Source organism: Spirosoma sp. 48-14 (genome assembly GCF_001898575.1).
GTDB lineage: Bacteria > Bacteroidota > Bacteroidia > Cytophagales > Spirosomataceae > Spirosoma.
Genome location: NZ_MKUD01000063.1, coordinates 1 through 16,490, shown reverse-complemented (window position 1 = coordinate 16,490; position 16,490 = coordinate 1). Strand labels below are relative to the sequence as shown.

13 protein-coding genes are annotated in these 16,490 nt (G+C 46.2%); 2 read left to right on the top strand and 11 right to left on the bottom strand.

Translation table 11 applies throughout. The features are described 5' to 3' along the window. Positions 1–20 precede the first annotated feature (20 nt). The 8 genes from BGO59_RS27190 to BGO59_RS27155 form a co-directional block, all read right to left on the bottom strand. A complete protein-coding gene (locus BGO59_RS27190) occupies positions 21–1,331 on the bottom strand; it encodes a serine hydrolase (protein ID WP_293688980.1) in 1,311 nt (436 codons plus the stop codon). Positions 1,332–1,367: 36 nt separating this feature from the next. Next, a complete protein-coding gene (locus BGO59_RS27185; protein ID WP_293688978.1) occupies positions 1,368–2,648 on the bottom strand; it encodes an MFS transporter in 1,281 nt (426 codons plus the stop codon). Positions 2,649–2,798: 150 nt separating this feature from the next. Beyond that, positions 2,799–3,422, bottom strand: coding sequence for a hypothetical protein (locus BGO59_RS27180; protein ID WP_293688976.1), 624 nt, complete (start codon positions 3,420–3,422; stop codon positions 2,799–2,801). Positions 3,423–3,608: 186 nt separating this feature from the next. Next, a complete protein-coding gene (locus BGO59_RS27175; RefSeq protein ID WP_293688974.1) occupies positions 3,609–4,229 on the bottom strand; it encodes a hypothetical protein in 621 nt (206 codons plus the stop codon). Between the two features lie 80 nt (positions 4,230–4,309). Next, positions 4,310–4,891 carry a Crp/Fnr family transcriptional regulator gene (locus BGO59_RS27170; protein WP_293688972.1) on the bottom strand — a complete coding sequence of 194 codons (582 nt, stop codon included), beginning with the start codon at positions 4,889–4,891 and terminating at the stop codon, positions 4,310–4,312. A gap of 181 nt (positions 4,892–5,072) precedes the next feature. Further along, positions 5,073–5,975: a YwqG family protein gene (locus BGO59_RS27165; RefSeq protein WP_293688970.1), complete on the bottom strand. Its 903-nt coding sequence runs from the start codon at positions 5,973–5,975 to the stop codon at positions 5,073–5,075. 274 nt (positions 5,976–6,249) lie between these two features. Then, entirely contained in the window at positions 6,250–6,819 is a 570-nt protein-coding gene (locus BGO59_RS27160) for a hypothetical protein (RefSeq protein ID WP_293688968.1), read from the bottom strand. Positions 6,820–6,991: 172 nt separating this feature from the next. Further along, complete coding sequence (locus BGO59_RS27155; RefSeq protein WP_293688966.1) at positions 6,992–8,365, bottom strand: M24 family metallopeptidase; 1,374 nt, start codon at positions 8,363–8,365, stop codon at positions 6,992–6,994. Between the two features lie 154 nt (positions 8,366–8,519). Here BGO59_RS27155 and BGO59_RS27150 point away from each other — a divergent pair, with 154 nt between their 5' ends. After that, a complete protein-coding gene (locus BGO59_RS27150) occupies positions 8,520–11,231 on the top strand; it encodes a DUF5686 and carboxypeptidase regulatory-like domain-containing protein (protein ID WP_293688964.1) in 2,712 nt (903 codons plus the stop codon). Positions 11,232–11,391: 160 nt separating this feature from the next. Further along, positions 11,392–11,898 (top strand): MOSC domain-containing protein, encoded by a 507-nt coding sequence (locus BGO59_RS27145; protein ID WP_293688962.1) that lies wholly within the window; start codon positions 11,392–11,394, stop codon positions 11,896–11,898. Here the strand turns inward: BGO59_RS27145 and BGO59_RS27140 are convergent. From BGO59_RS27140 to BGO59_RS27130, 3 genes are all read right to left on the bottom strand, one after another. Further along, entirely contained in the window at positions 11,867–12,649 is a 783-nt protein-coding gene (locus tag BGO59_RS27140; RefSeq protein ID WP_293688960.1) for a hypothetical protein, read from the bottom strand. The two genes, BGO59_RS27145 and BGO59_RS27140, sit on opposite strands and share 32 nt — an antisense overlap. Before the next feature lie 154 nt (positions 12,650–12,803). Then, positions 12,804–13,466 (bottom strand): HAD family phosphatase, encoded by a 663-nt coding sequence (locus BGO59_RS27135; RefSeq protein ID WP_293688958.1) that lies wholly within the window; start codon positions 13,464–13,466, stop codon positions 12,804–12,806. 104 nt (positions 13,467–13,570) lie between these two features. After that, entirely contained in the window at positions 13,571–16,018 is a 2,448-nt protein-coding gene (locus tag BGO59_RS27130; protein ID WP_293688956.1) for an endonuclease MutS2, read from the bottom strand. Between the last annotated feature and the right edge of the window lie 472 nt (positions 16,019–16,490).

Sequence of the window (16,490 nt, the reverse complement as noted above, 5' to 3'; positions counted from 1 at the left end):
AATGATTTACTTAGCTTCGATCAATCATTAATTGCCTGATAGACCAACGGTTTGAAGGCTTTGTCGGTGTTGGACACGTATGGTCCCCACATTTGTCGGTAAATCAGCACCAGCATATCTTCTTTGGGATCGACCCAGTACGACGTTGAAAACACACCACCCCAGGAATACGTACCTACCTGACTGGGGGTAAACTTGCTCCCATTTTCGGAAATGACCAGAAAACCGAAGCCGAATGTATTGTCGCGGGCATGATCGCCGATGTTGGGGTTTAGGTCACCGATTTGATTCATGGTCATCAGGCGAACCGTATTTCGGGCCAGCAGTCGCACCCCATTATACTCGCCACCATTCAGCAGCATTTGCAGGAAAATGGCATAATCGTAAACGGTAGACGACAAACCGCCACCACCCGAAAAGTAATCCGTTTTTTGTAACGGATAATTCATGTCGAGTGCTCCGCCAAAGACCGATGCCTGCTTCTGGATCGTTCCGGTGGAGTCGCCGAGGAAAAAGTTGACCAGTCGCGGGCCTTTTTCGGACGGTAAATTGAAATAGGTATCTTTCATACCCAGTGGCTGGCAGATTCGCTTCTGAAAAAACGCTTCCAGCGACATACCCGACCACAACTCGACCAGATAGCCTAATACATCCATGTTCAGGCCGTATCGCCATTGTTCGCCAGGCTGAAAAAAGAGCGGCAAAGTCCCCAGGCGAGTCATGGCGTCGGAAAGTTTCTGGCCTTTTACGCCCACGCCACCCGTCATGTTACTTTTGGCATAAATAGCATTTTCGGCCGGTGTACCGATGGCTGGGTAGCCCAAACCCGATGTATGCGTTAGCAAATCGCGAATGGTAACAGGCCGTTTAGCTGGTACAGTGGTGTAGGTAGTATCTTTTGGATTGAATGTCGCCAGCACCTTGGCATTGGCGAAGGATGGAATGAATTTGGAAACCGGATCAGCCAGCGAAAATTTGCCTTCTTCCCAGAGCATCATCACCGACACGCAGGTAAGCGCTTTAGTCTGAGAGGCAACTCGGAAAATGCCATTTTTGTCGAGCGGTACTTTTTTGGTCAGGTCATTATATCCGTGTGCTTTGTAGAACACGATTTTGCCGTGACGGGCGATCAGCACCACCGAACCGTTCACCCATTTCTGTTTTACCCAATCGTCCATGCCCGCATCCAGACGGGCCAGTCGATCGGCAGAAAAGCCACCTACCGCAGGAGCAGCTTCGGTCAAAACGGTAGCTTTGGGCTGGCCCTTCGCCGTGTAGGTATACGAAAGAAGGCAGGATAGCAGCCATGCAATGGAAACGTAGCGATTCATAGTCAGTTGGTTAGGGAGGGATGTTCAGTCAGCGTATCAGGATAAATCAGTGGTCAGCTTTTTGGCTGCAATCAAAAAGAGCGCTACTGAGCCAAAACTGATCAGGATCGTAATCGACATCGCCCAGCGCAGCGATTCGGCTCCCAGCGACGGAGCCAGCCCATCGCTGATCATTCCGACAACCAGCGGACCAAACCCCAGGCCGATGAAGTTGAGGGCAAAAAACAGAATGGCGGAGGTAAGCGACCGCATCGACGCCGGAACAAGGCTATGCGAAATTGCCACCGAAGGACCCAGATAGGTACTGTGAAGCGATGCGGTCAGGCCCAGGCAAACAATCGAAAACGTTGTATTCTGAAAAAAAATAGCACCAGCCGCACAGGGAATCGAGAGCATAATGGCATAGGCCGGAATGTTCAGGTACCGCCGTTTATCGGTCTTGCCAAACCGATCTGTTAGAAGCCCTCCCGCGAACGAACCAAATGCTCCGCCAAGACCAAAGATGGGACCCAGTAGGGCACCTATTTCTGCGTTTTTCATGCCGTGAAGCCGCGCCAGGAACGACGGTGCCCAATTCGTCAGGCCATAGATGCAAAAGACGTGCAAGCCTGTGGCCAACGCCAGGTAAACGAAGGTTTTGGTAGCATATAACCGCTTTAATACCTCGCGTAACGAGGGCGATTCGTGGGGTGAAGTTGTGCCTAAATCCGTAGCCCCGCGCCGAGGCTCTTTCACGGTCGCATAAAACAGCAATGAGAAGATAACCCCCGGTATCCCCACCGCATAAAATGCGGTGCGCCAGCCAAGATGCTGGTTGAGATAGCCACCCATTAAAAACCCGACCAGTATGCCGAAATAGATGCCAGTTGAGTAAATCGAGAGCGCTGTGGAGCGTTTTTCGGGAGGGAAGTAATCGGAAATCATGGCATGGGCTGGAGGACTCCCCCCAGCCTCGCCAATTCCTACGCCAATACGGGCCAGCAGTAATTGAGTGAAGTTCCGCACCAGGCCCGAGCAGGCCGTCATGACGCTCCATATCGCCAGCGACGCGGCTACCGTGTTCCGACGATTCGTTTTATCGGCAAAACGGGCGATAGGAATACCCAGCGTAACATAGAACAGCGCAAACGTAAACCCGGAGAGTAGCCCAAGCTGCGTATCGGACAGGTGCAGGTCCCGTTTGATGGATTCCTGGAGAATCACAAGGAGTTGCCGGTCCACAAAGTTAAAGACATAGACCAGGGTCAGCATTACCAGAACATAGTTCCGGTACGGGCTGCTGACGGCCTCATTCTGAGCGGCTTCCTTAGTTTGCATAAAGGCGGGCGATAAAGAGATTATGCCACTAAAAAAGCCAGTATACAAGAAGAATTACTGTTGGAATGCTTTGCCCAGTAAGAAGCCGCTAACGGTTTAAGTATTGACGATGGAGGAGCATTACAGTTAGGTCCTTATCGAGGCCATCAACTAAAAGTTATAGCCGAAATGTAGCCCTGGTTCAGGGGTGTATTTTGGCCACTTGTCATCTTTTACAGTAAAACCATCAGGCATTTTAGTGTGATAAGGGCGGCCAGCAATACCAAGTGATGGTTGTATAAACAATCGATCCTTAAAGAGTTTTATGTGATAACCAACTCGATACGAGTTGAAAATATGAAAACCATTATCCACCTTAGCACCGTTGTTATTCACAAAGGTTTGCCACATAGGCATTATGTGGACTGCTGCGTAAAGACCTTTCCAGAAAAAACGTTGATAAGCAAGGCCAATACCATAGTCTCTTATATACCCTGGGAATTTCTCTTCTGGCTTTCCATATGATTGGTTGAAAAATGGGTTAATGCCAAGTGGCCAGGCATATTTCCAGGTTATTAGTTCAACAGAAAGTACATCCTTTCCTGTAATCCGGTATCCTACATTGAGTTGCGCGAAGTCGGGAGTGTTTGTAGTAGCCAGATTGCCCAATAAAAACAGCGTGCTCCCAACGAACCACCGTTTGTACGTACTGTCTTGTCTGGCATATTGTGCATTCACCCGTAAACTACTTGCCAACACTAAGGCTAAGCCAATCCATAAAATATACTTTTGCATGTCTGTTTTAATTGATCTTAAACGTTCATGCAAAAGTAGATTGGCACTAGACCTGAAATCGTTCACTTAAGTTAAGAAAGGAATCGGATTGCCTTTCGGGGTTATCTTAGAAAATTCCTGAGCGTATACTAGTTTAGGAAGCCCGTAATTCGTGCAATCAACGGCTTTCGTTAGACGCTTTTATGACTAAAAATTATACCCAATATGAAGCCCAGGCTCCCAGGGGAAGTAGTTAGGCCATTTATTTTCTACGGCTTTAAACGATTGGGGTACATTGGTTCTTATGGGCCAATAACTTAATCCAATAGATGGCTCAAAAAAGAAACGGTTTTTAAATAGTTTAATCTGGTAGCCCAAACGAAAGGTCAGATATAGGGTGTATCCATTTCCGATCTTTTTATTAGTCTCATCCAGATATTTTTCAAAAGCATTCAATGCATGGAGAGATGTATAGGCTCCTTTCCACCAAAAACGCTGGTAGGCTACTGTAGGGGCAAGTATGCGGGCATGGCCGGGATAGTTTAGCCCTGGTGCATCAAATGAAGGGCCCCAGGGGATACCTAGTGGCCAGGCATAAATGGATCGTTTAAATTCAAAGGAAACAACATCGCGAGGGGTTATCCGATAACCAACATTTACTTGTATAAACTCAGGGCTGTTTACTTTATCCAAATTACCAAACATCAGGAGCGTACTCCCAACGAACCACCGTTTGTACGTACTGTCTTGTCGGGTATTTTGCGCTTTAACGTGTAAACAGCCTGCTATCAATAAGGTCAACGTGAACGATAAAATTTTCTTTTGCATATCAATTTGTTGTTAAACGATAATGCAAAGGAAGATTGGTGAGGTACCATCAGTCGTTCACTTAAGTTAAGAAATGAACCCTATCCCTTACTTTTCTCTACAATTCTGGCTCTCAGCCTGCTCAACGATTGGGGTTTAATACCTAAGTAGCTTGCTAATTGATGCTGTGGAATACGCTGGATAAGGTCTGGTCTGTTTTGTAGTAAGTTCAGGTAGCGTTGTTCGGGGGAAGACGTTTTAAACTCGTCAAAGTCAATTCGTTGTTTGGCTAACAGTTCTTCTGATAGGATTCTACACATGGTATCAAACTTTGGAAATTTGCTGTTCACCTCTGCTTCCATATCCGTATTTGAAATCAGAAGTATGCTGTCTTCTACACAACTTATATAATAGTCGGACGGAGTTTTGCTAATGACACAAGGCGGTGTTAAAGCCTCCATTTCTGTGTAGAAAGCAGTCGTTTTTTCGTCGCCATCCAGTACATAATAGGTTCGAATACAACCTTTCAGGACAAAGTAGCTATCTTTCGATTTTTGTCCTTCTTTGAGTAAAATCGTCCCTTTCTTTACCGAGTGAAATAGGTCTAAAGAAAGGATTGCATTCTTCTCCTCTTCCGTTATAGTAATGTATTTTGAAATAAAGTCAAATAATGTGTCCTGCATTGTTTTATAGGTTATTGCCTTCTGTTACACTTGCCATCAACGGTTTACGGCTTGGCGATGGCGGGGCTTTTGAAAAACGTCTGCCCACTTTTTGCACAAAAGCTAAATAGAGTTACTAATGCTGAATTTACAACTGTCTGCCCCACTATTGCCAAACCGATGTTAGCCGTTCGTTTTTTGTCTAACAGCATTGTAAACTGAACCAAGATTTGTCAAATTGTTTGTTTAAAAGGTCGTCTTTCTTTATCCAAAAGTAAAGTCGCCCACAGTCACCCCACATCATTTCATTTTCTTCATTACTGTCTATTTGCAAAAGCAGTCGCCAATTTTTTGCATTTGGTTCAAGTGCTTTTACTTTTAGGTCGTTGTAGCCTGATGGGTCTCCACGATAAAGTCCATTAGTTACAAGTTCACACTCTAATTCCATTTCATTTTGTATGTTGTCTGAGTAGCCTAAAAGTTTATTTAGATTTCTGTCATTATAAACGTCCTCCCAAAATATATCATCTTCTCCGTCTGCAAAATCTTCATAAACTTCGTGTCCATATGAAGGTAAACTTATTTCTGATGCAATGTCAACCGAACAAGGTTTATAGCAAGAATATTCAGGCAAGTCTGATGGGAAATCAACTCTTGAAAGTTGCTTTATATCTCCGTTCCAATAAATTACTTTGAACTTGTTTTTGTCAATATAGTCAAAGCCCCAAACTTCTTGTTCTGCTGAATAAAAAAAGTATAGAAGTCCAGTGCTTGGTAATAAGTTGTCTTTGTCAAATAGTGAAGTTTCAGATAAATTAATTTGAGCAATAAAAGAAAGTGGTTTTGTTTTTGCCTCTTCTTTCTTACTGTTGAAAATTAAGAACTTTTTTTCTGTCGTTTCTACAATGTTATTTTCAGTTACCCAAGAAATTTCTTTTGGCAAGTCTGGTCTGCCACCAATTTTTGTCTGTCCAATAGAAATATTGTTTTCGTCTGTTGCTTTTTGGTAAAGTCTAATCGTGTTACGCAAAAGTGGTTGCAACTTGTCAAAATATTTACCAAGTCCGTTTGTGTCAAGTCTATTTTTAAATTCTTCTATATTCATTTTGGTGTCGCTTTAAAATGACGGCTAATGATAGTATTGCCGCAGTAGTTTGCCTAGCAATTTATTGCGGCAATACCTGTTAGGTGAAGTGCATTTACGAAAATTTTGCAGTAACTATTTTCTGCGTTTCGCCTAACGGTTTTCGGCTTGGCGATGTGGCGGATTTTTAGCACAAAAGTTGAATAGAAGTACTGCTGTTGAATACCTTGCACAAATGTCCAATCGAAGTCGTTCAGCCCCGCTTTTGGCAATACCTTGTTATGCGGGTCGGCTTTTATTCTTTGTCCATTTGATAAATTCTTGAATAGCCACCAAATTCAGTTCCTTTCAAGTTGTCTTCAATTAATTTTTTAGCAATCTCGAAGTTCACAACCATACAACCTGCTTCCATTGTACCACTTCCAATACTTCCACCATCAACGTGTCCAAGTCCTGTCCAACCCAATAGTTCATTTAAGTGTTCTTCAAGTTTATGTCGCTTGTCAAGGTCTTGGTCTGTTCCAAAGCCGTCAATTTTATATTCGACTTCTAAAAAAGCAATATTGTCTTCATTGAATTCTGCGTAGCCTTCTTTTAGCTTCTCGTCAATTTCTGTTTGAACAGTTTTACGAAAATTTGAAAAAAGTCCGCCCTTAACTTCTTTGTCTTGTCCACGTTGTCCAACAATTCCCCAATGGACAATTGCAGTTTTTTCGTCTTTGTCCCAAGTCTCCCAATAATAGAGTTGGTTGTCAATTAGTTTATAAAGTTTAAGCATAATATTTGAATTTTCTGTTGTCGTTTTGTTGTCTGTCGAGCAAGCGAAAAAGGCCAAGGTTAAAATTGTCAATATGTAATTTCTCATTTTCACGTTGTCGGCTTTTAAGTTGACGCATAACTTCTAGATATACGAAATTTTTGCAGTACTTTTTGGATTTATTTGTACTATGTAAATATTTAATAAGATTATTAATATCGTATAGAGCCGAGCATTTACCTATATATTGGTTGCATATTTATAGATAACAGCCGATGTTTCACTTCACATAGCCTAATTTTCTGGGGATGGTATAGATTTCGGTTTGGCGGCCGTCGATGTAGCGGAAGGTTTTTCCGTCGAAAAAGCCGTCTTCTTCGAGCATGATGCGTACTACTTTTTTCCACTCGGGAATTTCGACGGCCGCATTCAGTTCGATGGAGTAGGCCGTATTGGCCAATAAGGGATAATCACCGGGGCCGGGAACGCCTTTCTGTTGGTCCCACAGGCCAATGGTGGGCCCGGCAGCGTGCCCATGAACGCCAATCGGATGCGTATAGATGGTGCCATTGATGCCTTCTTTCTTCGACTGGTCCAGAGCTGCCAGCAATATCTGGTTGCCGGTTTTGCCCAGTTTGAACTGCTCGGTCAGAATATCCTGTAGTCGGTTGCCCTGCCGGAAAGCGGCTTTGATCGATTCGGGAACGTCGGTTTCGCCGGGGCGCAATATGTACGCATGCTGTTGCTGGTCGGTGTTCAGACGCAGATAGGTGATGCCAAAATCAACGTGGAGCAGGTCTCCGGGCATAATCACCTGCTTGTCAGGGCGTTTTGAGAAGGTGCGAAGGTGGTTAAAGTCCTCAGCATCGGCGCGTTGAATATCGACCGTTGGGTGGAACCACGTATCCAGTCCGAGGTTGGTAATGCGCTGCCGAAACCACCAGACCACATCTTCGGTAGTCGTCACTCCCGGCTGAATTACCTGTTCCGAAAATCCTTCCTGAATAATCTGGTGCGATAACCGGCAAATGAGCGGATAGATCGCCATTTCTTTTTCGGTACGGGTTTCGAGCCAGCCAACGGCCAGTTTCTCGGCCGATACAACTCGTTTCTGGTAATCGGCAGGAAGCTTTTTCAGAAATTCGTCATGTTCGGTAAAGGAAAGACCATCGGCATGAGCGTAGTTGGGCGACATGTTCAGGCCGATCTTTTTGGGCTTCCGTTCTTCAATCACCTTGACCAGCGCTTCCCACTGGTTGGGTCGAACGTCGATGTCCCAGGCACCTTTGAGCAGGTTTCCCACGTCGTAGCGGGCAATGGCGAGTTTTTCAATCGCATCGGCGGGACGTTCCTTCCCATTGTCGAAGAAAACCATAATTGTTCGCCGACGGGCCGAGAGCCAGGTGCTGGGTAGCATGGTGCGTAATACCGGGTCTTCGTTGTATTCGCGGGAGATAATGATCCACATATCGATCCCTTCACGACGCATCAGTTGAGGAAGCAGATTGGCGAAGCGATCTTCCAGGATTTCGTCGACAACCCGCGCCCGTTCGCGTTCGGGCAGCACAACGGAAGGCTGAGCAATAGCAATGGAGGTGATGAGTGTTAGAGAAAGTGTAAGAAAGTTGACGAGTGAGCGTACCAGTTTTAGCATAGTATTCAGGTTGATAGTAGTTTACGGCCAAGATACGCAAAGACGTTAAAGTTTTTTAACAGCCAGCTCAGGCAACCGATCGATTTATATCCGCATCTTCCCTATAAGAAGGAAGCCCCTTTGCCTATATTCGTTACAGAATACACCTTATTGCATGAAATCAATCATACTAAGTTTATTTCTTCTCATCTGTTCGCTAGCCGTATTGGCACAAAGTGGTAGTACCGGACTGCGGGGTACCGTCAAAAACAAGCAGGGTGAAGTGTTGCCGTTTGCCGCCGTGATTGTGAAAGGAACGCCAAATGGAACCATCACAAATGCCGAAGGGCGCTATGAAATCGGGCTGGCACCAGGCAACTATGAGATTGTGTTTCAGTACCTTGGCTTTCAGACTATTCAGAAATCGGTGGAGGTGACCGCAGGGTTTACTACACTGGATGCCACACTCGAAGAACAGGCGCTTCGATTGGCAGAGGTACAGACCAAAGCGGGCAACGAAGATCCTGCGTATACCATTATGCGTCGGGCTATTGCCAAAAGTCGGTTTCACCAGCTTCAGGTGCAGCGATTCAAGGCCCGAGTGTACACCAAGTCGTCAATCACAGTAACCGATTTACCGAATCTGGCTGAGATGGCGTTCAAAAAGCAATTGAAAGAAGCTGAGCGTGAAGCCAATTTTAAAGTGGGTGTCCCGATGCTGAACGAAACGATTTCGGAAGTAAGCTTCAGCCAGCCCAATACCTATCGGCAGCGGATAATTGCCAACCGGAATTCGCAGGGGGATTTCCTGAACCCAAGCCAGTTTTTTAACGCCAGCTTTTACGATCCGGTCATTGCCGGAACGGTATCCCCTTTATCGCCTAAAGCGTTTGCCTATTACAAGTTCGAATACAAAGGAACATTTCGGGAGACGGGCCCCGGCGGCACGCCGGTTGAAGTAAGCAAAATTCAGGTTATTCCCCGTCAGTATGGCGAGGGCGTATTTCGGGGGACTATCTACATTCTGGAAAACACCTGGGCCATCCATAGCCTGCAATTGGAAACCGTTAACAATATTGGGATTTCATTTATAATCCGGCACCTATGCAGCCCTGTTCAGGGAGTCTGGATGCCTGTTAATCAACGGTATAGTGGTAAAGGTTCCTATCTGGGCGTAAAGGCTGAAGGGTACTACATCCGAAACCTGACCTTCAGCGAGTTCGTGGTCAATCCGGCCTTTGTAGAGGATATTGAAGTGGCCGACGAAAAGAAAGCACCACCTACGCAAACGTTGTCGAAGGGGGAGATCAAAGGCGCACAACTGGACGAACTGGTGAAGAAGCAAAAGGAGTTTTCGACCAAAAACCTGCGCCAGATGGTCAAAGAGTACGAGAAACAGGAAAAAGAAGCCCGGAAAAAGCGGAAAGAAGATGTGGCCGTTGTGCGGAATGATTCGATGGTGGTGGATTCAATGGCCCGTAAACGTTCCAATACATTCTGGGATTCGCTTCGATCGGTTCCACTAACGACGGCTGAAATTAAAAGCTACAACAAAGCGGATAGCCTGGGCCTGATTCGCCAGATAAAAACCAAAGTAGAGTTAAAAGCCGACAGCACCCGACAGGACAGCCTTAACAAGAACAAGAAAAAGAAAACGTTTGGTGTCGATCGTCTGCTGTTTGGGCATACCTGGCGTTTGGCGAAACGAACGTCGTTGGCCTATACCAGTCCTATTGAACGGATTGAATACAATACGGTGGAGGGGTATACACTCGAAGGAGCGCTGAATCTGCGGTATACCCCTAAAGTGGATTCCGTACATCGGTTTATGAAGATTCCCCTCGGTGAATGGACGGTTGGGGGCACAGGGCGTTACCAGTTTGGCCGAAAACAGTTCGTTGGGTACGGCCAACTGGGGTATCAGTATAGAAACACGAAACTAGGGATTTCAGGCGGTAGGTATCTGAATCAGTTCAATCCCGATAATCCGATCAGCCCCTTTCTAAACTCGTTGACAACGCTGCTGTTCGAGCAGAATTTTATCAAGCTGTATCAGAAAGATTATCTGAATCTGACGGTCAATGCCTCGCCCTTTCACGACCGACTGAAGGTAACGGGAAGTCTGGAATATGCCCAACGTACCGAACTGGCCAACTATCGGGAAGACCTCAAACCGTGGATCGACTGGCGTAACCGTACGTTTACACCGAATCGGCCCGACAATGCCGAAGTGACCAGCACCGCTTTCCCAACACACAACGCATTGGTACTTAATTTGTCGGCTTCGGCTCGTTTAGGATCAACGGAATACATCATCAGGAATGGCCGACGCATTGCCCGTCGCGCCAACGATGCCCCTGTATTAACGCTGAATTACCGGAAAGGCATGGCCGACGCTGACTATGACTTCCTACAGGCCACCATTAGCCACTCGTTCGAAACGGGAATTCGGAGCCGACTGAATTATCAATTAAGTGCGGGAGCCTTTGTCAACGATCGGCAGGTGTATTTCCCGGACTTCAAGCACTTTGCCGGTAATGAGTTTTTCTTTCAGCAGGGCGATGCTGTTTCGACGTATCGGCTGCTGCCTTACTATCAATATAGCACCGGCAAACGGTTTGCCGAAGCCCATGTGCTGGCTGAGTTTCGTAAATTCTTCATTACGCAGTTGACGCTGGTACGACTCATTGGCCTGAAAGAGAACCTGTTTGTGCATTACCTCTATACCCCCGCATCGAAGAATTATACTGAAGTAGGTTATGGTCTGGACGGACTGATTCCACAGGTGTTTCCGTTTTTCCGGGTAGAGGTTATCTCTCAATGGCAGGATGCCAAATACCAGGGGTTGGGTTTCCGGATTGGAACGACGTTGAAGTTTGGCGGGTAATCCGAACCAGGATTTAACTGATTTCTGGATGTTCAGGATTTTGCTTCTAAGCAATTTAAGCCTTGAGAAATGGCAATTAATAAAACAGATTATGTTTCTGAGCTGTTTTCTGATTAGCTCTTTACAAAATCCCTTTAATCCTTAAATCAGCTAAATCCCGGTGCAGACTATCAAAGACTTACTCAAGACTTTTCCCCGTTCGGGTCGGTTAGAATGGATTGGCCTACGACCTGAACGGGATGCGTTCATGAATGTGGTTGATTCCGTCGAGGTGTCAGAAAAGAAAGGCCTGTTAGGCGATCATTACAGCGGTCGCAGCGGAAATCGGCATGTGACACTTATTCAGGCAGAGTACTTGCCCGTTGTAGCCTCACTAACGGGGCATGATCAGGTTGATCCGGCACTTCTGCGTCGAAATCTGGTTGTTTCGGGACTGAATCTGTCGGCCCTTAAAGATCATCAGATTCAGATTGGTGATGTTGTTCTGGAGATTACCGGGCAATGCCATCCGTGTTCGAAAATGGAAACGGCTCTGGGCCCCGGCGGTTATAATGCCATGCGTGGTCATGGTGGACTAACCGCCCGCGTGCTGAAAGGCGGAAGCATCCAGATAGGCGATGCTGTAACGGTTTTGATTACGGACGAGGCTTTGGCGCCGACTGATTAGGATCGGGAGCCAGTCGGCTGGGGCGTGTCATACCCTGGCGATAACGACTCCGGAGTTGTTGAATGGTATTAATCAAATCGTAGTCTTCGGATTTAAGAAGGAAGTCTTCGTCGAGGTCGCAGAAATCGAAGAATCGGTCGATCTCATCGGCTTTGAGGTTGGTCGATTGTTCGACCAGCAGCCGGAACCGTTCGAGAGCTAGCTCATGACGGCGGTCCTGCTGCATGATATAATACGCCTTCCGGTCCGACTTAGGACGTTTTCCGAACACTTCGTAGAGTAAGGTCACCCCGGCACCATCGGCAATTCGGTCGAATGCCTGCTCACCACTTACTTTTTTAGTCGCCACAGGCTCATCAAGTAATTCTTTGATTTCCCGCTTTACTTCTTCGTAGCGTTTCCCGGTCACCGTTACTTCGTCTAGATCGACTACTCGGTAGGGCATAGGCGGTAAGGCTTTGGCAACGATAGTTGGGTTATCGGAACCATCATATCGAATACCGACTCTGTTGTAAAGCTGGCTGGTGAGAATCAATGAATCACCGGGTTGGACCGTCAGAAAGAATCGCCCTGATGCGTTGGTACGAGCTCGCTGGCGCGTACGTTGATTGACGACAAAAACCTTGTCGACTGTTTTTTGGGTGGTTTGATCAATGACCGTTCCAATTACGTATTTCCCCTGAGCCCATACGGTGTCTGATTTATTGATCAATACAACCAGACAAAGACAAAAAAGGAGTTGTTTGAGCATCGCGAACCGAATAATACGTGTTTGGTTTGACTAGGCTAATCAAGTAAGGTTTAATGGTCTGTATTTCGGGTTACGACTAAGTATGACCCCAAATGACAACCCATTTTCTGATGTGGGAATCAGCAAAAATACTGATTCCTCCTGTTCAATGCTGTTAAAAAACTTTAACTAGCCGCTGAATACGGTCAAGACTTAATTCGGTAAAATCATGGGCCGTGTCGTCTACGAATAAGCGTAACTCGTCGGGCGTTTGGGTGGTAGCCATGCCAACTACGGTTGCTCCCGATGCTTTTGCGGCCTGAATACCCGTCATCGAATCCTCAAAAATGACACTTTCGGTGGGTTCTACACCGAGCATTGCCATGGCTTTCTGGTAAATCTCCGGATCGGGTTTAGGATGGCTGACCATGCTTTCGTTGAGTAAAGCATCGAAATAATGCCGAATATTCAATGTGTCGACAACAAAATCAAGGTTTTCAACGGGAGCTGAAGTCGCCACTGCCATTCGAATACCAGCGGATTGAAGGGCTTGTAAGAATGGTATTAAACCGGCGACGGGTGTAATCACTGGGCTATATAGCTCCCGAAACAGGGCTTCCTTCTCGTTACTCAGCCGAATGATTTCTTCATGAGTAAGTGGTTGATTGGCAAACAAATGAGCGACTATATCTTTGTTGTGTTTACCAGAAACATACTGAACAAAGTCGTCATCACTCAGGCTTTTACCATTTCGCTGATAGTATTCGCGCCAGGCAATTCGGTGGTGTGGATTGGTATCGACCAGCACGCCATCCATGTCAAAAATTACGGCTTTCATCGCTTCGACTTAAGGTTATACGGTCTTTAGTATACGGTTTATTGTGGGCTGACAAAACAGAATGTAGAGGGTAAACCCTATTCCAAAGACCGTAAACGGGTTAATTATTTCATTTTTACAATCGTCACACCTGCGCCACCTCTGTCGGCGTGTTCATCTTCCATTCGGGCTACTTGTTTATAGCCACGCAGATGATTTCGAACGAGGGTTCGCAGGATACCGTCGCCTTTACCATGTACTATGCGTAATTCGGGGTAGCCGAGCATGAGCGCGTCGTCGAAAAAACGATCGACCTCTCCCAACGCTTCTTCGCCACGTTTGCCCCGAATGTCGAGGTTAAAGCTAAAGTTCTGCATTTTTTCGTTCATATCGACGCCCTGGCTTCGAGGCCTGTCATCACGGACTTCGGTCGCGTCTTTAAACGTTTTTCGACTGACTTTTTCAAGACGGTTGAGTTTTACGGTCGATTTCAGGTCACCAATGCGAATTTCAGCATCTTTTCCCCGAAGCGATATGACTTCCCCGATTGCATTTTGCCCACTAATCCGAACGTAACTTCCTACGGCGATGGCACCGTTATCCTTCTCGAACTCATCTTCGAGGGGTTTTGGGAGTTCAACCAGGATGGGCTCTGGCTTGAGTTCTTTTTGCTCAAAGCGCTCTAATTCTTGTCGCACCTGTTTGGTAGCTGTTCGCTCAGCCTTGTTCTCTTTGATCTCCCGAATGGTGTTTTCGATGCGCTGATTCGCTTCCTGGACGAGGGTTTTCGCTTTTTGCTTAGCCTCATTAACAATCTTCTTCTGTTCGTTGTCCAGACGAGTTTTCAGGGCTGTATATTCGGCAAGTTGCTGAGCAAGTTTGCGCTGGTTAATGCTGATTTCCAGATTTTTTTCGGAGAAAACCCGTTTTTCAATATCCAGCTCTTTCAGTAGTTTCTCAAAGTTAACCTGCTGCGTCCCCAGTTTCTCCTTCGCCCGGTCAATTACACCTTTCGGTAATCCGATTTTCTGGGCAATCTCAAACGCGAATGATGAGCCCGGACGGCCAATTTCTAATTGGTACAGCGGTTCGAGGTGTTCACCATCAAATCGCATAGCTCCATTGACCAGCCCCGGCGTTTTATCGGCCATGACTTTCAGATTAGTATAGTGCGTATTGATGACGCCGTAGGCCCCTGATTTGGCCAGATCTTCCAGAATGGATTCGGCAATAGCCCCACCCAGACCAGGTTCTGTACCCGTACCAAATTCATCGATCAGAAACAAGGTACGTTTATTGGCTCCAATCAGAAACTGCTTCATGGAGGTCAGGTGTGATGAATACGTACTCAGGTCGTTTTCCAGTGATTGTTCATCGCCAATATCGATGAATAAATTCTGAAAAACGCCCATTTCTGAGTAATCATCCATAGGAACCAACAGCCCACACTGAAGCATGTATTGCAGCAGGCCAATCGTTTTGAGAGCGACCGACTTACCCCCGGCATTTGGCCCGGAAATAATGAGGATTCGGGCCTTTTCGTCCAGTCGAACCTGCAAGGGAACCACTGGTTTTCCCTGTTTCATGAACGATAGGTAGAGTAGGGGGTGCCGGGCATTGGTCCAGTTCACAAGGGGACGTTCCAGTAATTTGGGCATGGAAGCATCCAACTGAACGGCTAATTTGGCTTTTGCCCGAATGAAATCAATTTGAGCCAGGAAATTAACCGCTTTGCGTAGGTCATCCAGATGTGGGCGGATTTGATCAGTCAGGGCCAATAATATCCGGTAAATCTCACGCCGTTCCTCGTACTCAAGCTCACGGATTTCGTTGTTGGCATCGAAAACTTCGGCAGGCTCCAGAAAGACCGTTTGACCCGTCTGCGATTCATCATGAACAAACCCTTTAATCTTACGTTTGTGTTCAGCAGCAATCGGAATGACCAGTCGTCCACCACGTACGGTTAGGGAAAGGTCGTCGGGTATCCAGCCATTTTGTCTGGCTTGCCGTAGAATACTGTCGAGTCGTTTACGAAGATTGGCTTGCTCGCCAATAATTCGTCGACGGATACTGGCTAGTTCTGGCGAAGCTGAATCCCGAACATTACCTCGGTCATCGATAACCCGCTCGAGGGAATCGGTCAGTTTTTTGTCAAGGCTAACGGGGCCAGCTAATTCTCGTAAAAACGGGAAGTTGCCGATTTCGTCACGCTTCGTATCGCCTTGATGAGCATCACCATGTCGGGTTAAAAAGCGCAAACAGTCCTGAACCGTTCGAAGAGCCAATTTAAGATCGAAGAATTCGCCTTCGGTTAGGGCGAGGCCTTCTACACGGGCACGACTCAGGTGTGCGCGAACGTCGATGTAATTACTATTCGGGAAATCAGGTTCGTACTGAACAATCTGCTTGAATTCAGTCGTCTGGCGGAGTAGCTTATCAATTAGTTGGGCATTATCCGTGAATCGGATTTTTTCGACATAGTCCTGCCCTAATGGGCTCACACAGGCTTCTTTAAGTCGTTCACGGATAGAATCAAAACCTAGTTTAACCTCTAAGGTATTTGGGTAAAGCATTTAATCAGTTTGTTCAGTAGTAAAGTGCTATAAGTTTTCGTGTATAACCTATACTATAGAGATAACAGAAGAGAATATAAGTGGGTTCAAGGGGAAGGCCGAATGATTGTTGTAGCATTATTCAGCAGCGCGTATAGCTACCATTGTGACCTGACTAACCGTTACTCTTTCTTTTATTTGCTAAGCTCAGATTGGTTTATCTCCAGATTCTAGGCACTGCTTGCTGTCTCGGTTGCTCTACGTTGGCCGTTAGACACTATTGTGAGTGTCTGTTGATGGTATCTCATTAGTACCCGACAGATATGTGTTTCATGATTAGCTTTAGCATTTTTATGTTTTGTTCTAAAGAAATTACCTGTGCGGCTTTTTATATTGATAATGCAAAGAGGCCACTCGATCACGAGTGGCCTCTTTGCATTATCAATATAAAAAGCTTAGTAACCGGGGTTTTGTGTCAGTACATCCTTACCCT